The 24931-nt window shown below is 60.1% G+C and carries 22 protein-coding genes; 11 read left to right on the top strand and 11 right to left on the bottom strand.

The window, feature by feature from the left end; all coding sequences use genetic code 11:
- The first annotated feature begins 85 nt into the window (after positions 1–85).
- Both HBN63_RS03500 and HBN63_RS03495 read left to right on the top strand, forming a co-directional pair.
- Complete coding sequence (locus HBN63_RS03500; RefSeq protein WP_170048411.1) at positions 86–565, top strand: YajQ family cyclic di-GMP-binding protein; 480 nt, start codon at positions 86–88, stop codon at positions 563–565.
- Positions 566–677: 112 nt separating this feature from the next.
- Complete coding sequence (locus tag HBN63_RS03495) at positions 678–1511, top strand: mechanosensitive ion channel domain-containing protein (protein WP_090249075.1); 834 nt, start codon at positions 678–680, stop codon at positions 1509–1511.
- Positions 1512–1523: 12 nt separating this feature from the next.
- Here HBN63_RS03495 and HBN63_RS03490 read toward each other — a convergent pair whose 3' ends face one another.
- Genes HBN63_RS03490 through HBN63_RS03480 form a run of 3 tightly spaced genes read right to left on the bottom strand, consistent with a single transcriptional unit; the run spans position 1524 to position 4284 of the window.
- Positions 1524–2249 carry a lipopolysaccharide kinase InaA family protein gene (locus HBN63_RS03490; protein ID WP_170048410.1) on the bottom strand — a complete coding sequence of 242 codons (726 nt, stop codon included), beginning with the start codon at positions 2247–2249 and terminating at the stop codon, positions 1524–1526.
- Between the two features lie 51 nt (positions 2250–2300).
- Entirely contained in the window at positions 2301–3848 is a 1548-nt protein-coding gene (locus HBN63_RS03485; protein WP_160085439.1) for an AmpG family muropeptide MFS transporter, read from the bottom strand.
- Positions 3849–3891: 43 nt separating this feature from the next.
- Positions 3892–4284, bottom strand: a complete 393-nt coding sequence (locus tag HBN63_RS03480; RefSeq protein ID WP_170048409.1) for an MGMT family protein — start codon at positions 4282–4284, stop codon at positions 3892–3894.
- On the opposite strand from HBN63_RS03480, the gene HBN63_RS03475 reads away from it, so the two are divergent.
- Both HBN63_RS03475 and HBN63_RS03470 read left to right on the top strand, forming a co-directional pair.
- Positions 4283–5281, top strand: a complete 999-nt coding sequence (locus tag HBN63_RS03475) for a DUF481 domain-containing protein (protein WP_170048408.1) — start codon at positions 4283–4285, stop codon at positions 5279–5281. The genes HBN63_RS03480 and HBN63_RS03475 overlap by 2 nt on opposite strands.
- Before the next feature lie 110 nt (positions 5282–5391).
- Positions 5392–6396: a DUF481 domain-containing protein gene (locus tag HBN63_RS03470; RefSeq protein ID WP_090249066.1), complete on the top strand. Its 1005-nt coding sequence runs from the start codon at positions 5392–5394 to the stop codon at positions 6394–6396.
- Positions 6397–6608: 212 nt separating this feature from the next.
- Here HBN63_RS03470 and HBN63_RS03465 read toward each other — a convergent pair whose 3' ends face one another.
- Positions 6609–7367: an SDR family oxidoreductase gene (locus HBN63_RS03465; RefSeq protein ID WP_090249064.1), complete on the bottom strand. Its 759-nt coding sequence runs from the start codon at positions 7365–7367 to the stop codon at positions 6609–6611.
- A gap of 93 nt (positions 7368–7460) precedes the next feature.
- Between HBN63_RS03465 and HBN63_RS03460 the strand changes: the two genes are divergently transcribed.
- The 5 genes from HBN63_RS03460 to HBN63_RS03440 all read left to right on the top strand — a co-directional run bounded on the left by HBN63_RS03460 (position 7461) and on the right by HBN63_RS03440 (position 11743).
- Positions 7461–8192 carry a DUF2470 domain-containing protein gene (locus HBN63_RS03460; protein ID WP_170048407.1) on the top strand — a complete coding sequence of 244 codons (732 nt, stop codon included), beginning with the start codon at positions 7461–7463 and terminating at the stop codon, positions 8190–8192.
- A 63-nt stretch (positions 8193–8255) separates the two neighbouring features.
- The gene (locus tag HBN63_RS03455) at positions 8256–8705 is read left to right on the top strand and encodes an FxsA family protein (RefSeq protein WP_170048406.1); all 450 of its coding nucleotides are present in this window, start codon (positions 8256–8258) and stop codon (positions 8703–8705) included.
- A gap of 221 nt (positions 8706–8926) precedes the next feature.
- Positions 8927–9220 carry a co-chaperone GroES gene (locus HBN63_RS03450; RefSeq protein ID WP_090249058.1) on the top strand — a complete coding sequence of 98 codons (294 nt, stop codon included), beginning with the start codon at positions 8927–8929 and terminating at the stop codon, positions 9218–9220.
- 59 nt (positions 9221–9279) lie between these two features.
- On the top strand, positions 9280–10923 hold the full coding sequence (gene groL, locus HBN63_RS03445) for a chaperonin GroEL (RefSeq protein WP_090249056.1): 1644 nt from the start codon (positions 9280–9282) through the stop codon (positions 10921–10923).
- Between the two features lie 595 nt (positions 10924–11518).
- Positions 11519–11743: a hypothetical protein gene (locus HBN63_RS03440; RefSeq protein ID WP_170048405.1), complete on the top strand. Its 225-nt coding sequence runs from the start codon at positions 11519–11521 to the stop codon at positions 11741–11743.
- Positions 11744–11802: 59 nt separating this feature from the next.
- Here the strand turns inward: HBN63_RS03440 and HBN63_RS03435 are convergent, their stop codons facing one another.
- The 7 genes from HBN63_RS03435 to HBN63_RS03405 all read right to left on the bottom strand — a co-directional run bounded on the left by HBN63_RS03435 (position 11803) and on the right by HBN63_RS03405 (position 23202).
- Positions 11803–14850, bottom strand: a complete 3048-nt coding sequence (locus tag HBN63_RS03435; protein WP_170048404.1) for a multidrug efflux RND transporter permease subunit — start codon at positions 14848–14850, stop codon at positions 11803–11805.
- 27 nt (positions 14851–14877) lie between these two features.
- Positions 14878–16020, bottom strand: coding sequence for an efflux RND transporter periplasmic adaptor subunit (locus HBN63_RS03430; protein WP_170048403.1), 1143 nt, complete (start codon positions 16018–16020; stop codon positions 14878–14880).
- A gap of 189 nt (positions 16021–16209) precedes the next feature.
- Positions 16210–17835 carry a methyl-accepting chemotaxis protein gene (locus tag HBN63_RS03425; protein ID WP_170048402.1) on the bottom strand — a complete coding sequence of 542 codons (1626 nt, stop codon included), beginning with the start codon at positions 17833–17835 and terminating at the stop codon, positions 16210–16212.
- Between the two features lie 190 nt (positions 17836–18025).
- On the bottom strand, positions 18026–19135 hold the full coding sequence (locus HBN63_RS03420) for a DUF1513 domain-containing protein (RefSeq protein WP_170048489.1): 1110 nt from the start codon (positions 19133–19135) through the stop codon (positions 18026–18028).
- 9 nt (positions 19136–19144) lie between these two features.
- Positions 19145–20206, bottom strand: a complete 1062-nt coding sequence (locus HBN63_RS03415) for an imelysin family protein (RefSeq protein WP_170048401.1) — start codon at positions 20204–20206, stop codon at positions 19145–19147.
- Between the two features lie 11 nt (positions 20207–20217).
- Entirely contained in the window at positions 20218–21633 is a 1416-nt protein-coding gene (locus tag HBN63_RS03410; RefSeq protein ID WP_170048400.1) for a di-heme oxidoredictase family protein, read from the bottom strand.
- Positions 21634–21867: 234 nt separating this feature from the next.
- A complete protein-coding gene (locus tag HBN63_RS03405) occupies positions 21868–23202 on the bottom strand; it encodes an imelysin family protein (protein WP_170048399.1) in 1335 nt (444 codons plus the stop codon).
- A gap of 200 nt (positions 23203–23402) precedes the next feature.
- On the opposite strand from HBN63_RS03405, the gene HBN63_RS03400 reads away from it, so the two are divergent.
- Together HBN63_RS03400 and HBN63_RS03395 are read left to right on the top strand one after the other, a co-directional pair.
- Positions 23403–23975, top strand: a complete 573-nt coding sequence (locus HBN63_RS03400; RefSeq protein ID WP_170048398.1) for a LemA family protein — start codon at positions 23403–23405, stop codon at positions 23973–23975.
- A gap of 3 nt (positions 23976–23978) precedes the next feature.
- Positions 23979–24875 (top strand): GIDE domain-containing protein, encoded by an 897-nt coding sequence (locus HBN63_RS03395; RefSeq protein ID WP_170048397.1) that lies wholly within the window; start codon positions 23979–23981, stop codon positions 24873–24875.
- Positions 24876–24931: the final 56 nt, after the last annotated feature.

The following is a 24931-nucleotide window of genomic DNA, read 5'->3' as shown; positions in this document are numbered from 1 at the left end:
CTATATAATGGCCGGGTTTTTTCACCGTCAAGCCAGGCGTGTCCCGTTCGTGATGCAGGGCGCGCCGTCTATCTGGAGTAAGCCCATGCCCTCGTTCGACGTGGTGTCCGAGTTGGACAAACATGAAGTTACCAACGCCATCGACAGCGCCATCAAAGAGCTGGATCGTCGTTATGACCTACGCGGTAAAGGTAGCTTTGAGCTGAAAGAGCTGACTGTCAACCTGACAGCCGATGCGGATTTTCAGTTGGAGCAGATGGTTGAGATTCTCAAGCTCTGCTTGGTCAAACGCAAGATCGACGTACAGTGCCTGGAGTTCAAGGACGCCTACCCGTCGGGCAAGAGCGTCAAGCAGGAAGTGATCCTGCGTGAAGGGATCGAGAAGGATCTGGCGAAGAAGATCGTCGCGCACATTAAGGACATAAAACTCAAGGTGCAGGCCGCCATTCAAGGCGAGCAAGTGCGCATCACCGGCAAGAAGCGCGATGACCTGCAGGAAGCGATTGGCGCCTTGCGTGCCAAGGACTTCGGTATGCCATTGCAGTTCAATAACTTCCGCGATTAATGCATGCGCAATGAACCTTGCCGCTGTTAAAGCGTCGCAACGGTGTTGGTGCAGTAAAAACGCCACGGCTTGCCGTGGCGTTTTATTTTCAAAGGCTTACAAGGATTAACAAATGGATATGAACATCGAACAACTGGTGAAAGTGTCAGAGGCCTGGTTGCCTGTGGTGCTGGAATATAGCGGCAAGTTGACTCTGGCGTTGATCACCATGCTGATCGGCTGGTGGCTGATCAGCAAACTCATCAACAGCGTGGGTCGTTTGCTCAACCTGCGTCAGGTTGATCGGGCCTTGAGCAGTTTTATCTGCAGCCTGGTCGGCATCGTATTGAAGGTGTTGCTGCTGGTCAGCGTGGCGTCGATGGTGGGTGTGGAAACCACCTCCTTTATTGCGGTGATCGGTGCCGCTGGTCTGGCCATTGGCCTGGCCTTGCAAGGTAGCCTGGCGAACTTCGCGGGCGGTGTGTTGATCATGTTTTTCCGTCCATTTCGCGCCGGTGACTGGATTGAGGCCCAAGGTGTTTCGGGCAGTGTCGACAGCATTCAGATCTTCCATACCACGCTGAAAACTGCGGATAACAAAGTGGTGATCGTGCCCAACGGCAGCCTGTCGAACGGCCATATCACCAACTATTCGCGCGAATCCACGCGGCGTGTGGATATCAACCTGGGTATCGATTACTCAAGCGATATCAAGCAGGCCCGTGAGGTGTTGCTGGACATTGCCAAGGACCCGCGTGTGCGCCAGGACCCAGCGCCTGTGGTGTTTGTTACCGGTTTGGGTGATAGCGCGATCAACCTCTCACTGCGCATCTGGGTGGCAACGCCGGATTTCTGGCCTGTGACTTTCGCCTTCACTGAGCAGGCCAAGGAGCGCCTCAGCGAGGCCGGTATCGGCATCCCATTCCCGCAGCGGGTGGTGCATCTGGTGCAGCAACCCACTACCTGAAGGAACGCCGAGTTAGCGACTGGTGGCGTTATAGAGCGTTTTGAACGTGCGGCCCATCGCCAGTTGGTAGTGGTTGATCAGGCTTTGCCAGTCGGCCTGATCCCACGGCGAATGGCGCCGCAGTTGTAGCATGTCGTGCAGCGCGGCTTGCTTGCGGGTGAGGCGGCGGCGCGACTTCTCAAGATCGAGCAAGGCGATTTCGCATGATGGCGGCGTATCAGTAGTCTGGATACGCACAAAGATATGTTTTGCATACATGCAGCCATGTTGCTGGCGGGCTTTGTGCAAATTGGCCAGGCTTTGCGCGATTTGCTGCAGCAGTTGCTGGTGCAGGGAGGCGTCTAGCGCCTCGCGAGCATGATGCTCATACCATTCATCGAGAGGCTGAAAGCCTTCCAAGGCTTTGGTCACCAGCAAGGCGCGCCAGCCTTCGCGGTTGCGCTCGGCGGCGCAGTAAACGATCTCGGGTACCGCGACACCGGCCTTGAGTGCTCTGAGCAGAGCGTCGCGTTCACGCAGTACCGTCGGCCGCCCCCAAGGGTGAAGCAGGCTGCGGTAGGTGTGCCCGGTTTGCTTTTTGGCGTAGAGCGACTGACCCAGCTGGGTGAGGCGTTGAACACCGCTATAACCACCGCGGCGCTCGTTAGGTTCTTCGACCCATTCACCCTGGGTTTGCCACCAGCTTTCAAAGCTGGGGTAGTGGGTGAGGCGGGTGGCGTTACTGAATGCTACGGTCATGGCCTGCCCTCTTGTTGTGAGCAGGGTAGAGCAAGAGTCTTGCCAGTAATGCTATTGGTGCTGTTCGGTGGCGTTAGTCACGCTTAAATCGCTGGTTTGCAGCCGTTCCCGGCGCCATTGCAGGATGATCAGCAGCAGTGTCGGAATACCCAGCAAGGCAGTGACCAGGAAGAACTGGGCATAGCCGAACTTCTCCACCATTACGCCGGAATAACCACCGATCAGGCGCGGCAACAACAGCATGATCGAGCTGAGCAGGGCGTACTGGGTGGCGGAGAACTTCAGGTTGGTCAGGCTCGACAGGTAGGCGACGAACGCCGCTGTGGCCAGGCCTGCGCTGAAGTTGTCGGCGGAAATGGTCACGATCAGCATCTGCAGGTCAGCGCCCATGCCGGTAAGCATCAGAAACAGCAGGTTGGTTGCCGCCGAGGCCGCGCCGCCAATAAACAGGATCGGCAGGATACCGAAGCGCACGATCAGCAGGCCGCCAAAGCCTGCACCAATGAGGGTCATGACCAAGCCGAAGAGCTTACTGACGCTGGCAATCTGGTCCTTGGTAAAGCCCTGGTCGATGTAGAACACGTTGGCCATCACACCCATTACGGTGTCGGACATGCGGTAGGTGGCAATCAACCCGAGCAGCAGGAACGCTTGCCAGCGGTAACGCAGGATAAAGTCGTTGACCGGTGTCAGCACCGGCGCCAGGCCACGGCGCCCCATGGACGACAGGCACAGGGCGCTGAGAATGGTGTAAAGCAGGGCGCGCAGGAAGGCGCGGTCTTCCAATAGCAGGTCAAGCATGCTCGCTTCGCCGTTGATCACGCTGGCGAAGTCGGTGTTGTAGAACTGGGTAAACATCGCCGGTACCGATACCAGCAACACAATCAGTACCAGTACCGAGGCGATCTGGTGACTAAAGCCATAACGCGCAGCGGCCAGTTGCGTGCGCAGTGGCACATCCGGCTCGCGCATCCACAGGCTGGTCAGCAGGCCAGGCAACATCAGCAGGGCAAACAGCAGGTAGGTGCCGGCCCATGCACCGTGCTGATAGAGCAGTGCGGTGGAGCCAAAGCCTTCGGCGAAATACAGTGCGCCGGCGGTGGCCAGCAGGGCGGCGACGCGGTAGCCGGCCATATAGCTGGCGGCCAGCGCGGCCTGGCGGGTGTCGTCGACGATTTCCAGGCGGTAGGCATCAACGGCGATGTCCTGAGTGGCCGACGCAAAGGCCACCAGCACCGCGAGGGAAATCAGCCAGGTCAGGTGGGTCTGCGGATCGCACAGGGCCATGCCAGCGAGGCCGATGGCGATCAGGATCTGTGATAGCACCAACCAGGAGCGTCGGCGGCCCAGTTTGCCCAGCAGCGGCAGGCGCCACTGATCAAGCAGCGGAGACCAGACCCATTTGAAGGCATATGCCAGGCCGATCAGGCTGGCAAAACCAATGGTGTCGCGGGCCACGCCGGCTTCGCGCAGCCAGACAGACAGGGTGGAGAACACCAGCATATAAGGCAGGCCGGCGGCGAACCCTAGAAGCAGCAGCACCAAGGTGGAGGGGCTGGAGTAGGCAGCAATGGCATCACGCCAGCTTTTACGGGGCATTGAAGGGGTATCAGCCTGAGATTGACCTAATAAAGGGCGCACTCTACCCGCTGTGCTCCATTGGGCGCCAGCCATAGCGCGGCATATCCACCCGATCGTTATGGATTTGCACGCCTTCCTCACGTAAACGACTGCGTTGTTCTGTGCCGGAGAGGCTGCCAGCCGGCAAGCTGAGGCGGCCACCGGCAGCAATTACCCGGTGCCAGGGCAGGGTGCTGCCGTCCGGTAGCTGGCTGAGGGTGCGCCCGACCCAGCGCGCGGCGCGACCCAGGCCTGCGTATGCAGCCAGTTGCCCGTAACTCACCACGCAGCCGGGCGGAATCTGCGCCAGCACCGCATAAAGTGCCGTACGACGCTCGACCTGGCTTGCTGTTGGCTGGCCTGGCGCGGCATGCTTCGGCACCTGTTCTGGCTCGTTATCCGGCTTTCCCATCATGCTTATACGTACTCTGTTGTGCTTTCTGGTTCTTGCTCTGACCACACCTGTGTGGGCGGACACGGTGTGGTTGAACAATGGTGACCGTCTGAGCGGTGAGATAGTTCTGCTCGATGGCGGCAAACTGGCCCTGAAAACCAAGTACGCCGGCCAGGTGCTGATTGCCTGGAAGGATATCGACACCCTGCGCTCGGAGAAACCCTTGCTAATGCGCCGCCAGGGGCTCGATAGCGAGCACAGCAACCAGCTGGAAGCAGCCGGCAAGGGCATGGTGCGGGTGGTCAGCGACAACACGCAAACCGTGCCGCTTTCCAGCATCAAGCGTCTGATCCCACCGCGCCCGGTACTGCAGGACCGCTTCTGGGAGGGCAATCTGGACGCCAAACTCGATATGAAGCGCGACGACAACGACACCGACGAATGGAAGCTCAAAAGCAACACGCGTGTGGAGCACGGCCGTTGGCGTCACGTGTTGTCCGGTGAGCTGGAGCGCAAGGTGAAGAATGACGCGAAAACCGCTGACAACTGGCAGCTGGAATACGACCTCGACCGCTTTATCACGGATCACTGGTTCTGGCGGGTGGGGGCAGAGCAGGACGAGGATGAGTTTGCCTTTTTTACTCGCCAGCGTTCGCTGGGCACCGGACCGGGTTATCGCTTCTGGGATAACGAACTGGGCCGGCTGGATGTGATCGGCCAGTTCAATCGCCTGCAATTGGAGGCCAGTGATGCTGAGCGGTCGTTCAATACCTACTCGCTTGCCTTGGATTACAAACGTCTGCTGTGGGGTACCCGTCTGGAGTTTTACAGCACGGCTGAGCTGCAATTACCTGCGATAGAAGAAATTGACTACGTGCTCGACAGCGAAATAGGCCTGCGCTACCGGCTGACAGATTGGGCGCGCCTATCGCTGCTGTATGAGCTGGATCAGGCGCGTGCGCTCGGGCAAACCAGCAGTGAGCGTCGCTATCTGTTGGGTGTGGGGGTCGGCTGGTAGGTCACGCAATGATGAACTCGCGGTGATTCTGTCGGTCAGTGCTTGCTCTGGCGTCGTGCTTACGGATAATGCGCGACCTTCCGCGAACCCGAAGTAGACAATTCATCCCTATGTTTTCCAGAACCCTGCTGTGCCTGGCCCTTTCTGTGGCTGCTACCTCCGCGTTGGCGGATACCGTCTGGCTGAAGAACGGCGACCGCCTGACCGGCAAGATCAAGTTTTACGACGGTGGCAAGCTGTTGCTGGCGACCGACTACGGCGGTGCGATTGCCCTCGACTGGAGCAAGATCGCCACCCTGGAAAGCGATCAGGAGCTGCTGATCAAGGAAAACGCCATCGCCGGTGAGCGCGCCAAGTCCCTGCAGCCGGCCGAGCCGGGTAAGGTGATCCTGGCCAATGGCGATGCGCCCAAGACCATCGAGCTGGCCAGCATCAAGCAGATCCTCAAACCCAAGCCATTGGTCGAGGATTTGGTCTGGAAAGGCAATATCGATGCGGCGCTGGACTACAAACGTGCCGAGCGCGACACCGACGACTATGACGTCAGTCTCAAGACCCAGGCTCGCCATGGCCTCTGGCGCCACAACGCGCAAGCCGACTACAACCGCGAGTTCCAGGACGACGTGGTCACCACCGATAACTGGAGCGCCGAATACGCCCTTGACCGCTTCCTGACCGAGAAGTGGTTCTGGCAGGGGCGCTTCGAGTACAAACGCGACATGGTTGAAGAACTTGAACGCCAGCGCACCGTGGGTACCGGTCCGGGTTACCAGTTCTGGGATAACGAGCTGGGCGCCTTCTCGGTGGCCGGCCTGCTTAACCGCACAGACTACGAGTACAGCAATGGCGAGAGCGACAACTTCTACGCCGCGAGCCTGAAGTGGGATTACAACCGCTACCTGGTCGGCAAGAGCGTCGAGCTGTTCAGTGATGGCGAGGTGGGTAAGCCGCTGGCCAACGCCGCTGACTACACCCTGGATGCCGCCGTGGGCCTGCGTTACAAACTGACCGATTGGGCTTCGCTGAATATGAAGGCCGAGAAGGACCTGGTCAGCGGTGCAGAAGGCGAGCTGGACGAAACCCGTTATAGCCTGGGATTTGGCGTGGGTTGGTAAGCTTCGGCTGCACACAAAAAAGCCCCGCGTTTGCGGGGCTTTTTTGTTTAAGCGTTCTAGATCTCGCGAGCTAGAGTCAGCCTAGGCGCTACGTTAGTAACAGCCTCCGGCTGGTCAAAGCACTCGCGGGCGCGGAGTTTACGAGCTGTAAATGAGCAAGCCCGCGAGTGCTTTTAACGACGGATGGCCGACGCGCAGCAGATCGGTGCGGATTACAACCGCAGGCCGCCGTCGAGCTCCAAGATACGACCGGTGTAGTAGTCGTTTTCCAGGATATAGGCCACCGAGTGGGCGATCTCGGCCGGTTTGCCCATGCGGCGCAGTGGGATGACCGACGTCATGCGCTCCAGCGCTTCCGGCTTCATGCTGGCGACCATTTCGGTCTCGATAAAGCCCGGTGCTACGCCAGCGACACGGATGCCGTAACGCGCCAGCTCTTTGGCCCAGACCACAGTGTCGGCAGCGACACCGGCTTTGGCAGCCGAGTAGTTAGCCTGACCGATGTTGCCGGCACGGGAAATGGAGGAGATGTTGATGATCGCGCCTTCGTTCTTCAGCTCAATCATTTTCGCCGCCACTTCACGGGTGCAGAGGAACACGCCGGTGAGGTTCACGTCGATCACCGACTGCCACTGCGCCAGGCTCAGTTTGGTGATTTCGCCGTCCTTGACCTTGATGGTCAGGCCGTCACGCAGGATGCCGGCGTTGTTGACCAGGCCATTGAGTGCGCCGAAGTCTTCAGCGATCTGTGCCACGGTCTGGGTCACTTGCTCTTCATTGGCAACGTTGCACAGGTAAGCGCGCGCTTCTACGCCCAGCGCCTTGCAAGCCGCCACGGCTTCGTCGAGTTTTTCCTGGTTCAGGTCGACCAGCGCCAGTTTGGCGCCTTTTTCTGCCAGGTACTCAGCCATCGCGCGGCCCAGGCCCTGACAGCCGCCAGTGATGACGATAACTTTATCTTTGAGTTGCATCGCGAGTCCCCTCAAATGGTGTTGTGTGACCTTGCCGGCGGTTAATCTAGGCGCCTCCCGTTCTGTGACGGAATCTATGCAAGGAGTCATAAGGTGAGCGTGAAAGCCGGCAAGCATGCCCGAGAATTGCTGCTCAAGGAATACCGGGGCGTGCTCAGCACCCATTCCAAAGCCATGCCGGGTTTCCCTTTCGGATCAGTGGTGCCCTATTGCCTGGATGCTGATGGTTATCCGCTGATGCTGATCAGTCGCATCGCCCAGCACACCCACAACCTCAAGCAGGATGGTAAATGCTCGCTGCTGGTTGGGGAGCGTGGGGCAGAAGATGTGCAGGCGGTCGGTCGTCTTACGCTGCTCGCCGAGGCGCGGCAATTAGATGACGAGGTGCAGATTGTTGCGGCTGCGCAGCGCTATTACCGCTATTTCCCGGAGTCGCGCGGCTACCATCAGGCCCATGATTTCGATTTTTGGCGCCTGGAGCCGGTGCGCTGGCGCTACATCGGCGGGTTTGGTGCGATTCACTGGCTGGATGAGGTGGCCCAGGCCAACCCCTTTGCCGGCGACAGCGAAATCAGCATGGTTGAGCACATGAACAGCGACCATGCCAAGGCTATCGCTCATTATGTCGAGCTGGCAGGTTTACCCCAGCATGCGCCGGCTGAGCTGGTTGGGGTCGACAGTGAGGGCTTTCACCTGCGGATCGGTCAGGGCCTTTATTGGCTGGCCTTTCCAACATCCTGTAACAGTCCGCTGGAGGTGCGCCAGGCCTTGGTGGCACTGGCCCGCGCCGAAGTCTGGCCGACCGACGGTCAGGCTTCAGCTTGAATTCAGCTCAACACCCCATACTTCAGTCCCATAGGAAGCTGATCTTCCGTTAAGGATCCTTTGATGCGTGCGTTTCTGTTTCTGTTTCTGCTGTTCCCGTTCATTGAATTGGCCCTGCTGATTCAGGTGGGCAGTGCCATCGGTGTGTTACCGACCTTGTTGCTGGTGATTGGTACCGGCATCCTCGGCGCCATTCTGCTGCGCGTTGCAGGGGTAGCAACCGCGTGGCGTGCACGCGAGAAGCTGGCCAGAGGTGAGTTACCCGAGCAGGAAATGCTCGAAGGCCTGCTGATCGCCGTCGGTGGTGGTCTGCTGTTGCTGCCTGGCTTTATCAGCGACATTTTCGGCCTGCTGTGCCTAATTCCGTTCCCCCGTCGCTTGCTGGTCAACAAGGTGCGTCTGCGCGCCGCCGAACAAGCCATGCGTCAGCGCGCCTTTTTTGACGACCAGGCCGCACGCTCCGGGCAAGTTCGTCCCAATGTGCTGGAAGGCGAATTTGAGCGCCGCGACTGATTTTCGGCTCATAAGAAAAGCCTGTAGATCGTAAAAATTTCACCCTCAGCCCTTGAAATCCCCTTGTGCGCCCTTATGTAGCGGTCACCGCAAGGTTTTCTGTCGTCAGACAGATTCAGACTTCAGCGCTGCGCCTAGCGTAGTGCTACCGGCCTCGCCGGACTTTGCTAACCCGCCGGTGATTGCACCGGCCGAAAAATCACTATTGGGAGAGATCGACAATGAAGCTTCGTCCTCTGCATGACCGCGTCGTAATCCGTCGCAGCGAAGAAGAAAAGAAAACCGCAGGCGGCATCGTGCTGCCAGGTTCCGCTGCCGAGAAAGCCAACAGCGGTGAAATCCTCGCTGTCGGTACTGGTCGCGTGCTGGACAACGGTGAAGTGCGTGCCCTGGCCGTTAAAGTCGGCGACAAAGTGGTGTTTGGCCCTTACTCCGGCAGCAACACCATCAAAGTTGACGGCGAAGACCTGCTGGTAATGAGCGAGAGCGAAATTCTCGCTGTCGTTGAAGGTTGATTTCAGCGCTCCGTCGCTACGAATTCCGCTCTATTTGAACGAATCAAGGAATAACCATCATGGCTGCTAAAGAAGTTAAATTCGGCGATTCCGCCCGCAAGAAAATGCTCGTCGGCGTTAATGTTCTGGCTGACGCAGTAAAAGCCACCCTCGGCCCGAAAGGCCGTAACGTGATCATCGAGAAGAGCTACGGCGCTCCGACCATCACCAAGGACGGCGTTTCCGTTGCCAAAGAAATCGAGCTGAAAGATCGCTTCGAAAACATGGGCGCGCAGCTGGTTAAAGACGTTGCTTCCCGTGCCAACGATGACGCGGGCGACGGCACCACCACTGCTACCGTTCTGGCTCAAGCCATCGTCAACGAAGGTCTGAAAGCCGTCGCGGCTGGCATGAATCCGATGGATCTGAAGCGCGGCATCGACAAGGCGACCATCGCCATCGTTGCTGAGCTGAAGAAGCTGTCCAAGCCATGCGCTGACACCAAAGCCATCGCTCAGGTCGGTTCGATCTCCGCCAACTCCGACACCTCCATCGGCGAAATCATTGCCGAAGCCATGGAAAAAGTCGGCAAAGAAGGCGTGATCACCGTTGAAGAGGGCTCGGGCCTGGAAAACGAACTGTCGGTTGTTGAAGGCATGCAGTTCGACCGTGGCTACCTGTCCCCGTACTTCATCAACAAGCCGGACACCATGGTCGCCGAGCTCGACGGCCCGTTGATCCTGCTGGTCGACAAGAAGGTTTCCAATATCCGTGAGCTGCTGCCAGTTCTGGAAGCTGTGGCCAAGTCTGGCCGTCCGCTGCTGATCGTGGCTGAAGACGTTGAAGGCGAAGCCCTGGCGACTCTGGTTGTGAACAATATGCGCGGTATCGTTAAAGTTGCTGCCGTTAAGGCACCAGGCTTTGGCGATCGTCGTAAGGCCATGCTGCAGGACATCGCTGTACTGACTGGCGGTACCGTAATCTCCGAAGAGATCGGTCTGAGCCTGGAAAGCGCCACCCTGGAGCACCTGGGTAACGCCAAGCGCGTGATCCTGAGCAAAGAAAACACCACCATCATCGACGGCGCTGGCGTTCAGACTGATATCGAGTCTCGCGTACTGCAGATCCGTAAGCAGATCGAAGATACCTCGTCCGACTACGACAAAGAGAAGCTGCAAGAGCGTCTGGCCAAGTTGGCTGGCGGTGTTGCGGTGATCAAAGTCGGTGCCGGCACCGAAGTTGAAATGAAAGAGAAGAAAGCCCGCGTTGACGACGCCCTGCACGCGACCCGCGCAGCCGTTGAAGAAGGCGTGGTACCTGGCGGTGGCGTGGCTCTGGTTCGCGCTCTGCAGGCCATCAGCGAGCTGAAAGGCGACAACGCCGATCAGGACGTGGGTATCGCTCTGCTGCGTCGTGCTGTTGAAGCTCCGCTGCGTCAGATCGTTTCCAACGCAGGCGGCGAGCCGAGCGTAGTGGTCGACAAGGTTAAGCAGGGTTCGGGTAACTTCGGCTTCAACGCCGCGACCGACACCTACGGCGACATGATCGAGATGGGTATTCTCGATCCGGCCAAGGTCACCCGTTCGGCGCTGCAAGCTGCAGCTTCGATCGGCAGCCTGATGATCACCACCGAAGCGATGATCGCCGAAGTGGTAGAAGACAAGCCGGCCGCTGGCGGTATGCCAGACATGGGCGGCATGGGTGGCATGGGCGGCATGATGTAAGCCAGCCCGGCTCCCGTAGGCCATCGCCAGATGGCCTGCATGCAGTAAAGAAAACCCCGTGCCTGTCACGGGGTTTTCATTTTTCTCGGCTATAACAGTCCCTCGCGGCAAAGCGGTACGCCAATTGCTTTGTGTGATGCGCGCTCCCGGACTGGAGCCTGTCAATCTGCGCTGTGCTTCTGCTACGCATGGTCGCTCCGTGTTTTGACCTCACCTGGATGTGCTCTACCACGCCGTTTTCAATGGATGGTTGGAGATTGTGCCGGTTACGGTTTTGCCTGCGATTGTTTTAAAACCACAGGTTCTATTGCGCACCACGCTGATGCAATTGGGCAATTAAGTGACTGTGAGGGTGTTACCGCCAGGTGCGGAGATGCGATCCCCATCCTTGGTTTGCTCAACGATTGAACCAACGGTGCGAATCTGGCTCGAAGCCTGGCCTGCTGAATGGCTGCGTGTGGATCAGGATGATCAGAATGGCATTGCCGGCAGCGTCCGGCAGTAACGACCACTTGTCGCCCGATACGGCGCGGTGGTTAACAGTGATCTAGGGTCTACAAACAGCGTTTGGCAGCGCTATCAAGAGGTTGCAGTGATGAAGCTAGAAATCGCACGAGGTTTGTTCCTGGTGACCGCGCTCAGCGTGGCCTCGCTCGCGGCAGCGGCTTGGCAGGAAGCCAGCCCCCAGGTCATCACCCTCAACGAGCGCGGCTACTGCCCGTTGCCGCCCCAGGCGCGAACGGCCCAGGTGCTAAAACCGGACCAGGACCTGCTGCTTTTTATGTTCAGCCTGTCTCAGGGCGCCCGTTCACAAGGTTGAGCCTGCTGACCTGATAATTCGATAGACAGAAAAAAGCCCTGCATTGCAGGGCTTTTTGGTTAGTGGGCTTTGGCCGTTGTCGGTGGCGCATCGGGCTGCGCCAGCAGGCTGTATACGCAGGGCAGCACAAACAGGGTGAACAACGTGCCAATCGACATGCCGGTGGCGATCACCAGGCCGATGTCGAAGCGGCTGACTGCACCAGCACCGGTTGCCAGGATCAGCGGCACCATGCCGAAGACCATCGCCGCAGTGGTCATCAGTACCGGGCGCAGGCGAATCGCCGCCGCTTCTTCGACCGCTTCACGACGCGACAAGCCTTTTTCGCGGCGCAGCTGGTTGGCGAACTCGACAATCAGAATGCCGTGCTTGGTGATCAGGCCGATCAGCGTGACCAGGCCCACCTGGGTGTAGATGTTCATACTCGACAGGCCCAGGAACAGCGGAATCAGTGCACCACAGATCGACAACGGCACCGTGACCATGATTACCAGTGGGTCGCGGAAACTCTCGAATTGTGCCGCCAGCACCAGGAAGATCAGCGCCAGGGCTAGGCCGAAGGTGATGTACAGCGCGTTGCCTTCCTGCACCAGCTGGCGCGACGCACCGGCGAAGTCGTAGGCATAACCGGCTGGGGCTTCCTCCAGCATGATCTGCGTTACCGTCTCGACGGCTTCACCCATGCTGACGATGGGTACGCCCTGGATGATCGCCGAGTTCAGCTGCTGGAACTGGTTGAGCTGGGTCGGTCGAGCACGGTCGCTGACCTTGACCAGTGTCGACAGGGCCAACATCGCGCCGCTTTCGCTCTTCACGTAGTAGCTGCCGAGCCACTCCGGGTTGTCGCGGTAGGCGCGTTCGACTTGGGCAATCACCTTGTAGCTGCGGCCGTCGATGGTGAACCGGTTGATCTCACCTTCACCGAGCAGGCTGGCCAGGGTCAGGCCGAGGTCTTCCATGGACACACCCATCTGCGCAGCTTTTTCGCGGTCGATTTCCACCACCACTTCCGGCTTGTCGAAGGCCAGGTCGACGTCGAGGAAGGCGAACTTGCCGGACTCAACGGCGCGTTGCTTGACCCGCTCGGTCACTTGCAGCAGCGACTGGTAGTCGTTGGGGGTGTTGATCACGAATTGGAACGGTAGGCCCTCACCCGTGCCCGGCAAGGACGGCAGGTTGAAACCGAAGATCTGCAGGCCGGCGATCTGCGACAGGCGACCTTGCACCTCCGGGAGAATCTCCATCTGGGTGCGTTCGCGCTCGTTCCACGGCGTCATCAGGAAGCCGCCAATACCCGACTGCACACCGTTGAAGCCGTTGATCTGGAACGAGGAGTAGTACTCCGGGAACTCCTTGAAGATGCTCACGAACTCGTCGGTGTACTTGTTCAGGTACTCCAGGTTGGTCGGTTGCGGTGCGCTGGCAATCATGAAAATGATGCCCTGATCTTCTTCTGGGGCCAGCTCGCTCTTGGTGAACTTGAGCAGTACCGGAATCAGGCACATGACGATTACCGCGAATACCAGCACCACCGGACGGGTATCCAGAGTGCCATGCAACGCCCGCTGGTAGCGTTTCTTGAGTGCGTCGAAAATCTGGTCGAGCTTGTGCGCCAGGCCCGACGGATTCTCCTCATGGCGCAGTAGCTTGGCGCACATCATCGGTGACAGGGTCAGGGCCACGATGCCGGAGATGATCACCGCGCCGGCCAGCGTTAGGGCAAACTCTTTAAATAGCGCGCCCGTGAGGCCCTCGAGGAAGCCGATAGGCGCGTATACCGCCGCCAGGGTGATGGTCATCGATACCACCGGCACGGCGATCTCGCGGGCGCCTTCAATGGCCGCATCGAACGGCGTTTTGCCTTCTTCGATATGCCGGTGAATGTTCTCCACCACGACGATGGCGTCGTCTACCACCAGGCCGATGGCCAGCACCATGGCCAACAGGGTCAGCAAGTTGATCGAGTAGCCCATCAGCTGCATGAAGAACATCACGCCGATCATCGACAGCGGGATGGTGATCACCGGGATCAGTACCGAGCGGAACGCACCGAGGAACAGGAACACCACCACGATGACGATCAGCACCGCTTCACCGAGGGTCTTCACCACTTCGTCGATGGAGGCCTGGATAAACAGCGTGGCGTCATAGGCGATGGAGACTTTCAGGTTGGGCGGCAGCTGCGCTTCCAGCTCAGGCATGACCTTGCGCACTTCCTTGATCACGTCCAGCGGGTTGGCCCCCGGCGTGCCCTTGATGGCGATGTACACCGATGGCGTACCGTCGAAGGAGCTGATCGCGTCGTAGCTTTCCGCGCCCATTTCCACCCGCGCCACATCGCGGATCAGCACGCGGCTGTCCCCAACAGTTTTCAGCGGGATGGCGGCAAAGGCCTCGGCCGATTTCAGGTCGGTTTCGGCGTTGATGCTGGTGACCACGTACTCGCCCTTCACTTCACCGGCTGCGGCGAGGAAGTTGTATTTGCGCACCGCGTCATTCACGTCGCCGGCGGTCACGCCGTAGGCGGCCATTTTCACCGGGTCGAGCCACAGGCGCATGGCAAACACCTGGTTGCCGAGAATCTCAGCTTCGGCCATGCCAGGCAGGGTGGCCAGCTTGGGCTGGATGACTCGCGACAGGTAATCGGTGATCTGCGGGTTGCTCAGTTCCTGGCTGTAGAAGCTGATGTACATCAGCGCCGTGGAGTCCGCGGCTTCCTTGCTCAGCACCGGGTCTTCGGCGTCCTGCGGCAGTTGGTTCTTCACCTCGTTGGCTTTTGCCAGCAGTTCGGTGAACAAACGGTCGCTGTTGGCACCGATGCGCGCATAGATCGAGATGATCGACACGTTCTGCCGGCTCACCGAGGTCATGTAGTCGATGCCGTCGGCGCTCGCCAGGCTTTGCTGCAGCGGCTGGGTGATATAGCCCTGGATGGTCTCGGCATTGGCCCCGGGGTAAGCCGTGGTCACCGTGATCAGGGCGTTTTCCATCTGCGGGTACTGGCGGATGGTCAGTTTGCTGAATGCCTGGAAGCCAAGCAGGATGATCAACAGACTGACCACGGTCGCCAATACCGGGCGACGGATAAAGGGATCAGTAAAAGCCATAAATAAGTTCCTTTGTGCCGTGCTCGATTACTCGACGCTCGGCTTGGCCTCGACATTGGCATTGGCATTGGCGATGCTGACATGGGCACCGTTATCCAGCTTCAGCTGGCCGGCAGACACCACCTGCTCACCGGCCTGCAGGCCTTTGAGAATCACCACCTGGCCTTCGCGGCGCTCGCCGGTCTCAACGAAGCGGCGTTCGACCACCAGTTCGGCCTGGCCTTTGTCGTCTTTGACCACCTGGCCGTCTTCCCCTTTCTTCTCGCCGATCACGTACACCGAGTTGCCGTAGAGGGTGTAGGTGATGGCCGTTTCCGGCACTACGATCAGGTTCTGCTCACCCGGTAGCAGCACTTCCAGGTTGGCGAACATCCCGGGCAGCAATTTATTGTCCGGGTTGATCAACATGGCGCGGACCTGCACGTTGCGTGTGGTGTCTTCGACCTTTGGGTTGATCGCGGCAATTTCGCCTTCGAACATCTCGCTCGGGTACGCCGCCACGCTGAAGCGCACACGCTCGCCCACGGCCAGCTTAGGCACCGCCTGTTCGGGCAGGAAGAAGTCGACGTAGAGCTTACTCAGGTCCTGCAGGGTGGCGATGGTGGTGCCGGAGGACAGGTAATCACCGACATCCACTTGGCGGATGCCGATGGTGCCGGCAAAGGGCGCGAGGATGCGTTTCTTCGCCAGTTGCGCTTGCAGCTGGGCGACGCTGGCATTGGCCTTCTGCAGGCTGGCGGAGAGGCGGTCGAACTCGCTTTTCGAGATGCTCTGGCGATTGACCAGGCTGCGACCGCGCTCGTATTCCACGCGGGCCAAGCCCAGTTCGGCCTGGGCAGTGCCCAGGCTGGCCTGCTCGACATCGCTGTCCATCTGGATCAGGGGTTGTTGCAGGCTGACCTGCTCACCGGAACGGAACAGCACTTGCTGCACCGTGCCACCGACTTCCACTGTCAGGTCCACGCCCTGAAAAGCCTTGAGCGTGCCGATAGCGGGCAGACGGCCCTGCCATGGACGTTCTTCTGCCGTCGTGGCGTCGACGCTGATGGCCGGCTGCGGTGCGGAGAACATCTGCACTTGTTGGTAGATGGAGAAGCCTTTGTAGGCGGCGAGGGCGAGTACCACGACGAGTACTGCGCCGAGCATAAAGAGCATACGGCGGAGCAACATATTCCGAATCCTTGGCGAGGCGGATAGAGGCCTGGGAATAGGCAAGAGGGGCACATTAGACCTCGGGCAGAGGCCTGTCAAAGATTCGCATTTGCAAAACATTGTTGTGCAAAAGTTGCCTCAAGGTTCAAGGCGTTATTAAGCAAAATGCCAGCATCGGCTGGCATTTTGCTGTGCGCTGGCCGGGTGTCAGGCACTCAAGCGCTGGGTGACTTCATTCAGTTGCCCGGAGAGGACGTGCAGGTTTTGCCCGGCGCTTTCGGTGCGTTGCACGTTTTCCTGGTTGGCAGTGGCAATTGCGGTGATCTCGGTCAGGTTGCGCGAAATGTCTTCGGCTACCGAGGTCTGTTCTTCGGCGGCAGTGGCGATTTGCCGGTTCATGTCGCGAATGGCTTCCACCGCACTGGTGATCAACTGCAGCGTGGCGCCGGCCTGGGTCACCTGGGTTACACCTTCCTCGCTGCGGCTCTGACCACTTTCAATGGCGCGCACGGCATTCACCGCCCCAGTCTGCACAGTGTCGATGATCTGGTGGATTTCTGCCGTCGACTCGGCGGTGCGCTGGGCCAGGGTGCGTACTTCATCCGCCACCACGGCAAAGCCGCGGCCCTGTTCGCCGGCACGCGCCGCTTCGATGGCGGCGTTAAGCGCGAGCAGGTTGGTCTGCTCCGCGATGCCGCGAATCACTTCCAGCACTTTGCCGATGCGCCCGCTGTCGGCTTCCAGGCGACGAATCACTTCCGAAGTGTTGCTGATCTCACCGCGAATGTCGGTGATGGTCTTGATGGTGGCCTGCATCACTGTTTCGCCCTGGCGTGCGGCGCTGTCAGCGGCATCGGCGGCGCCGGCGGCTTCGGCAGCATGACGCGCGACTTCCTGGGCCGTGGCGGACATTTCATGCATGGCGGTGGCGACCTGGTCGGTACGCGAAAACTGTTCGCGCGTGCCCTGGGCCATCAGCGTGGCGATGGAGTTGAGTTCGCCGCTGGCAATGTCCAGGTCAGCCGTGCTGCGCTTAAGGCGGGTGAAGGTATCCGAGAGGAAGTCGCGCAGAATGTTCGCAGCAATGGCCAGCTTGCCCAGCTCATCCTGACGGGTCGCGTCGACATGCTGGCCGAAGTTACCGTGGCTGAGTTGGGCTATGTGCTCGATCAGCTCACGGATCGGGTTGATCAGATTGCGGTTGACCAGCCACAGGCTGAACAGCGCGATCACCACAGTGGCCCCCAGCATCAGCAGGGTGCCAAAGGTGATGGTGCGCTCGGCCGAGGCATTGATCAGGCCGGCCTGCTCCAGGCTCTGCTTATGCAGCTCGCTGGACAGGGCTTCCATCTGTTGGGCGGTATTGCGGTCAATGCCTGACACCGCCTTGTCACCCACCGCAGCGTCGCCGCCGGCCGCGACAAAGGCATCACGCCCCTTGCGGTAGTTGGCGCCGAGCGTCTGGTGCTCGCTGCGCAGAGCGTCGACTTTGCTCTTCAGTGCGCGATCGTTGTTGGCCAATTCACTCAGCTGGCCCAGTAAGTCCTGAACCTTGCGCTCCTGCGCTTCAAACTGGCCCCAGTATTTGTCCAGCTGCGCCTTGTCGCTGCCGCGCAGCAGAACGTTTTTCCATTCCTGTACCTGGGTCTTGAAGTTCAGGTTGGTCGAGTCAATCAGGGACGACGCTTCAAGTGGGCCCTCAAGTAGACCGCGGTAGGCCTGCATGCCATTGGACAGAAAGCTGAAGCAGGCCAGTGCCGTGACCAGAATCAGCGCCAGACTGCCGCCAAGTAAGGCGAGAATCTGCGCGCGCAAGGATTTTTGCAGAAACATGGGTGATACCCCTGAGTGTGGAAGGCGGGATGCCAGTGACGCTGAGCGCGCCCAAACTGCGAAGATCCCTATCGACTGGTACCAGCTGGGCCGGATTGCCGGAAGTAGCAGCTAGTCAGGAGTATAGATCGGCTCTGCGGCAGCGTTCTTTAGCGTGCCGCAGGCGTATTACAGGTTTAGCTATACGGTGTTAAACCAGGCGCAAGTGGTTGTCCCACAGGCCGGCCGGCAGGTGCAGTGGGGTGCTGCTGATTTGGGGATTGCGGCAGTCGTACAGGCGGCAGCGCCCGACGCCGCTGCTGACCACAAAGCCATTCGCCACGGCGCCAACACCGGCGCAATCAGCCAGCGGCGCGTCCAGGCGCAGCTCGGCGCTGTCAAGGTCCCAGATAAACACCCGGTTGCCGCGCGGGGCGGTCAATGCCAGCAGGCGTAGCTCGCTGTGAATCGCCACGCTGGCGGTGTACTGGCTCATCAGCTGACGTTGTGCGTCGTCCACGGGGAAATGCTGGAAGGGCTGGTCAGGGCGTTTGATCGCCAACAGCGGCACCGCATCGCTGAGTTCGCCCATGTATTGCTGGCCGGTGACCAGTGTGCCGTCGTTGGCCACGGCCATATGACGCACGCTGTTCATCCGTTCCGGCAGTTGCTCCTTGCTGACCAGGCTGCCGTCGCGGCGCAGCAGCACCAGGCTGGACTCCATGGCGTTGAGGTTCATTTCCACCCGGCTGTCAGCCTCTGTGCGGATACCGCCGTTGGCCACCGCCAAGGTTTCACCGTCGGGCATCCAGAGCAGCTGGTGCGGACCGATGCCATGAGTCGACAGTTCGCTTACACGTTGCAATTGCTCGCCTTGCAAGCGGTAAACGCCCAGTACACCGCGACCGGGATCGGAGGTGTCGTTCTCGGTGGCGTACAGCCATTCGCCATCTTTGTGGAACACCGCGTGACCATAGAAGTGGCGCTGTTCGGGTGAGTGAACGGTTTGCAGCAGACGACCGTCACGGGTGTCGATCAGGTAGCTTTGCGTGCTTGGACGGCGACCGACAAACAGCGCCATCGGCAGAAACGGGTGGCCGATGACATCGTGGCAGCGCTCGTTCACCTGAGTGGCAAATACCTGGCTGCCATCCAGTCGGTAGCCGACCGCGAAGTGCTTACCGGCGCTGTCGTTACGTGCCGACAGCAATAGCGGCTGCGCGCCGCTGTGCATCAGCGTCCAGCCACCGTAAGTGCCGGCGGCCGCTGCCGTAGCGGCAACAGCAGCGATGCTCAGCCCTAGAAAGGCACGGCGATTGATCTGCATGACTCAGTCACCGTCGTGAGCGTTAAAGCCCAGCTGGATGCCCAGGGTCTTGGCCAGCTCGGATTCATGCAGACGATGCAGCACATTCAGGCTGTCATACAGGGCGTTGATCTCGGCGCGCCCGGCTTCGTCGCTAAGCAGCTCGCCGAGCGGGCGCTGGGCGGCAGCCAGGCGCTGGCGGGTGTCGCTGTAGGCGGCGTTGATGCGTTGTTTCAGTGCGTCGTGATCACTGCCGAGCAGCGCCTGGATGCCATCCTGTTCGGCGCCCAGCCAGATGCGTTCGGCGCTGGCCAGGCTGGCAGCGAGGTTGGTCAAACTGGCGTTGCTGCGCCAGGCTTCAGCCTGATAAGGCTGCGGTTGGCCTTTGCTCTGGCGGCCGAGTGGCGTGCCGAGTTTCTTCTTTAGCCCGTCGATGGCGCTGACCTGGGTGCGCAGCAGTTCGGCCACCGCTTCCGGGGCTTCGGCGTAGCGCGCGTTGGGGAAATCCTTGAGCAGCGCGGCCATACCGTCTTTGGCTTGCCACTGGCTTAGCACATCGGCGGCGAGGACTTGCTGGTGCTGACCGATGGCAACGATCAGCGGGCAGTAGCGGGCTTTCTGCTCGGCGACATTCAGATCAATGGCCGGGTCGAACAGCAGGTACTCATAGGCGGTGAGGCCTTGCACCACGACGCTGGATTTATCCAGATCGGCCGGAGTCAGCTCGGGTTTGCTGTTGACCAACGCCTCAACCTGACGCGCTACCAGGTTCTTCTTGTCCGGCCAGAACTGCACCTGCCAGGCGCGGTTGCCTTCCGCCAGTGGACCGAATGCCACCGGCTGCACGGCTGCCCAGGCGCTTTGCGCGCTGGCAAAGGCCTGGCGGGCGTCGGCGAGGTTCTGTTGGCCGGCGCAGAAGGCTTGGCCGCTGGTGGCCAGCTGGCGGTCGGCTTCGCTCCAGGCGCTGTAGATCGGCAGCAATACGCCATCGGTGAGCGCGCGGCTGACCTGCTGCTGCGGATCGCTTGGGCTGCAGGCGGTAAGCGTGAGGCTGAGCAGGGCGAGCGTGAGGGGTGAGCGGATCATCTGCGGCTCCTTTACAACGAATTCAGAAAAGCCAACAGCGCGGCGCGCTCGTCAGCATTGAAAGTCATGACCTGCTGCTTGGCTGTCTCGGCCTCGCCGCCGTGCCAGAGAATGGCCTCCAGCATGTTGCGTGCGCGGCCGTCATGCAGGAACTGGGTGTGGCCGTTGACGGTTTCAGTCAGGCCGATGCCCCAGAGTGGCGGGGTGCGCCATTCGCGGCCGCTGGCGAGAAACTCCGGGCGGTTGTCAGCCAAGCCTTCGCCCATGTCATGCAGCAGCAAGTCGCTGTAGGGGCGAATCAGCTGATTGGCCAACTCAGGCTCGGCAGCATCGGCAGCGGTGGTGAATTGCGGGGTATGACAGCCCTGGCAACCGGCCTGGAAGAACAGGTTTTTGCCAGCCAGCACCTGCGGCGTATCGGCGCCGCGGCGTGCCGGCACGCCGAGGTTACGGGTGTAGAACAGCACGCTGGCGAGGATGTTATCGCTGACCTCCGGCTCGCCGCCATGAGGCGCGCTAAGGCAGTCGGTCTGCGCCGTTGTGCAGTTGTCATGGGCCACCAGCGTGCTGGTCAGGCCCATGTCATTGGCAAAGGCTTCGGCATTCTGCTGATTGAGCGTGGGCTGGCCGGCCTTCCAGCCAAAACGACCGAGCACCGTGCGTTGTTGCTCACGGTCCCAGACCTGGTTGGCGCGACCGGAGATGCCATCGCCATTGCTGTCTTCGGGGTCGGCATTGGTCAGGATGGCCGCTTCGGGAATGGCTTCGAGCAGGCCAAGGCCGATCATCGGCGGGGCGATACGCGCGGAAAACAGCGTGTCGGGATGCAGGGAACCGTAACCGAGCTGGCTGATTTCCAGGCTGGGCTTGCGCAGCTCGACCTGCTCACCATCGGCCAAGCTGACCCGCAGTGTGCTGTAGCTGACGCGTACCTTGCCTTCTGGCGCGACGCCTGGATTAGCCATGTCCTGCAGTTGGCCGCCGTAGGTGGGTTCGGCGAGCACGCCGAGGCGCTGGATAATCTCGGCATGTTCGCTGCCGGCAGGAATCGACAGGCGTACCAGCATTGACACTGAGCTGATCGCATCAGGCGCTGGCGGATGGCCGCGACCGTCCTTGATATGGCAGTTCTGGCAGGCGTTGGTATTGAACAGCGGGCCGAGACCATCGCGCGCGGTAGTAGTGGCCGGTGCGGTGACCCAGGGATTGCGGAAGAAACTGTTGCCGACGCTGAAATCTAGGCGGCGTGACGGTGACAGGTTGGCGGATGGCAGGGAGAAGGCGTTCTGATCCGTCTTGCGCACGGTAGTGCTGCCCGCAGACAGGGCTTCGCCAGGCTCGGCTTGGGTGAACTGTGGGGTTTTATCGCAGGCGATCAAGCTCAGGCCCAAGGCCAACAGCAGCGCAACGTGATGCGGCGCAAACATGAAAGGACATCCGCAGCAGAAAAACAGGCGGCTGATCTTAACAGTCTGATCAGTTTTAAATAAGACGGATTTGCATTATCGGTGGCGGTCAAAGGTCGCAGGCATTAAAAAGCCGCGGCTCCGGTTTAGGAGTCGCGGCTTTTTATGCACTACAAATTTTCGGACTTCGCGAGCTAGAACGAGACAAGGCTGTTTTCAACGCAGTATCGCCAACGCGCAGCAAGTCCTACGCGCTTAGAAGCTGTGGTCAGCTGTATCCGGATTGAGATCACTGATACCCAGCTTGCCAGCGGCCTGCTCGATTGCGCCGGTCTGTTTGACCAGCGCGGCGATGGCATCACGAACGATCTGCTGGCCTTCGGCGTTGTCGGCAGCGATCAGCTGATCGAAGTGCTTGCCGTTGTTGGCGCTGTCGACCAGAGCCTGCAGCTTGCCTTCGGTGGCTTCGAGGTCGGTTTTCAGGGTGCTGTCAGCGGCGGCGTCAACCTTGGCCACCAGCGACGACAGGCTTGGGCCGGTCAGGGTGGTGCCGTCGACTTTCTTGTATTCGCCCAGGTAGACGTTGCGAATACCTTTGCCGTTGTAGAAGTGCGAGTTGTGGGTGTTGTCGCTGAAGCAGTCGTGCTCGTCTTCGGTGGAGTTAGCTTCCAGCGCGACCTTCATGCGCTCGCCGGCCAGCTCGCCGAGGGACAGGCTGCCCATACCGAAAAGCATCTTGCGCAGGCCATTTTCAGCCGTGTCGGCTTCCAGCGTGGCGCGGTAGTTGTCGGTTTTGCCGGCTTGCCACTGCACAACCATGGCGTCGAGGTCGCTGACCAGCAGGTCTGCGGCGGCTTTGATAAAGGCGCGGCGACGCTCGTTGTTGCCGCCAGTGGCGCCTTCACCCACGACGAAATCGCTGGCTGGACGCTCGCCGGCACCTGGGCCGCTGCCGTTCAGGTCTTGGCCCCAGAGCAGGAATTCGATGGCGTGGTAGCCGGTGGCGACGTTGGCTTCGGAGCCGCCCAGCTCATTCAGGCTGGCCAACAGTTCCGGGGTGATGGTGGTGACATCGAGCTTGTCTTCACCGACCTGCAGTTCGGTGTTGGCGATGATGTTGGCGCTGGCGCCTGGGTTGCCCAGGGCGTGTTGGTAGTCCTTGGCGACGTAGTCGATCAGGCCTTCGTCCAGCGGCCAGGCGTTCAGCTGGCCTTCCCAATCGTCGACTACGGCGTTGCCGAAGCGGAACACTTCAGTCTGCATGTAAGGCACACGGGCTGCCAGCCAGGCTTCGCGGGCGGCTTTCAGGGTGTCGTCACTCGGGTTGGCGAGCAGGGCATCGATGGCGCTTTGCAGGGTCTTGCCAGTGCTGGCGGCATCGCTGAATACGGCCAGGGCCAGGTTGGCGTAGTGGCTGACCACCGCTTTGCTGGCGGCTTCATCGACTTGGCTGGTGGCGGCTGCCGGGGCGCTGGTGCTGCTGGCAGCAGGTGCGGCAGCTTGGGTGGCTGGCGCTTTGTCTTCACCGCAACCGGCGAGTGAGATGGCGATGGCGAGCAGGCTGGCAGAGGCCAGGGGCATACGGAGCATGGCGGAATCCTTTGCTGGTGAGAGTAAGCACCCACGCAAGCGGGTACAAAAACCGAAACATAATGCGAAAGATTTTCATTTTGCGCAAAGGATCAATGCAGCTTTTTCACCGCGAGCTGTGGGCAAAGTCTGCGATCGGGCAATTCGATAGGGCTAAAATGCCAGCACAGCTGCCTTCAAGAACCATTCAGGAGTCCCGCATGAGCCTTACCAGTGTTGTCGTCATTGTGCTGTTGGTCCTGCTCGCGGCGTATGCCGTGATGCTCTACAACGCGCTGGTGCGTTTGAAGCATGGCGTCAGCAAGGCTTGGTCGAATATTGATGTGATGCTCAAGCAGCGCCACGAGGAATTGCCCAAGTTGGTGGAAACCTGCAAGCAGTACATGCAGCACGAACGCGGCACGCTGGAAGCGGTGATTGCCGCACGCCAAGCGGTTTCCAGCGCCCAGGCAAAAGGCGATATGAATGCCCTGGGCAAGGCCGAGACAGGCCTGCGCGCTGGTCTCGGTCAGCTGTTCGCCTTGGCGGAGAACTACCCGGAGCTGAAAGCCAATGAGAGCTTCCAGCATCTGCAGCAGCGCATCAGCGGCCTGGAAAACGGTATTGCTGACCGCCGCGAGTTGTACAACGAGGCGGTTAACCTGAACAACGTGCGCATCGAGCAGTTCCCCGACGTGATCGTCGCTCGCGCTTTCGCTTTCAAGGAGGCCGCGCTGCTGGAGTTCAGTGAGGGCGAAAAAGCCGACGTCGACCTCAAGTCGCTGTTTGGCTAAACCGTGGATATTCAAGGACAGCTTGTTGGGCTGGCCTGCAGCGTGGCGGTCAGCGCGGGCGGGGCGTGGTGGTTTTTGCGGCGTTTCTCCCAGGCGCGGCATCTGCTCGATACGCCGACATCGAAGATTCGTTCTGCGGCTCAGGGATATGTCGAATTCTATGGCGTACTGCATGACAGCACCGAGCCTCCACTGCTCGGTCCGCTGACCAATACGCCCTGCTTGTGGTGGCGTTACAAAATCGAGGAATACACCTCAAACGGCAAAAAGCGCAGTTGGCGCACCTTGGAAAGCGGCAGCAGCGAGGCGTTGCTGCGACTCGACGACAGCACCGGCAGTTGCCTGATCGACCCGCGCGGTGCACAGGTGCGGCCGCTGACTCGTGAGGTGTGGAAAGGCAGTTTGCGTCACCCGCTGGGTGCGGCGAAAACCGGTTGGCGCGCGCTGTTCAGCAATGATGACCGCTATCGCTATACCGAGGAGCGTTTGCATGCCGGCCAGCCGCTGTATGCCATTGGTGATTTTCGCAGCAGCGGTGGCGGCCGTCAGGGCCTGGATCTGCCGGCCGCTCAAGGCGCAGTAATTCGCGAGTGGAAGGGTGACTTCGGCGGCCTGCTGCAGCGCTTTGACAGTGACGGCAATGGCCAGCTGGATGAGCGTGAGTGGCAGCGCGTGCAGCTAGCTGCGAGCCTGGAGGCCGAAGACCGGCATCGTCGGCAAAGTACTCAGCCGGTGCAGCATCACCTGGCGAAACCGCGTGAGGCGCAGCCGTTTATCCTATCCTGTGCTGGAGAGGATGAACTGGTGCGTCAGTTCTACTGGCAGGCGGCTGGCGGTGTGGTGCTGTGTCTGGCCGGCGCGCTGGCAGCGGCCTGGTTGCTGGGAATCAACCGCTTCTAGGTAAAAGCGCCGCGTATAAAAAAGCCCGCCTGTTGGCGGGCTTTTCGTAGGCGTCT

It is taken from the genome of Pseudomonas sp. WS 5011, assembly GCF_012985775.1.
GTDB lineage: Bacteria > Pseudomonadota > Gammaproteobacteria > Pseudomonadales > Pseudomonadaceae > Aquipseudomonas > Aquipseudomonas peli.
Note: the sequence above shows the minus strand (reverse complement) of the source record. Positions and strands in the feature narration are given on the sequence as shown.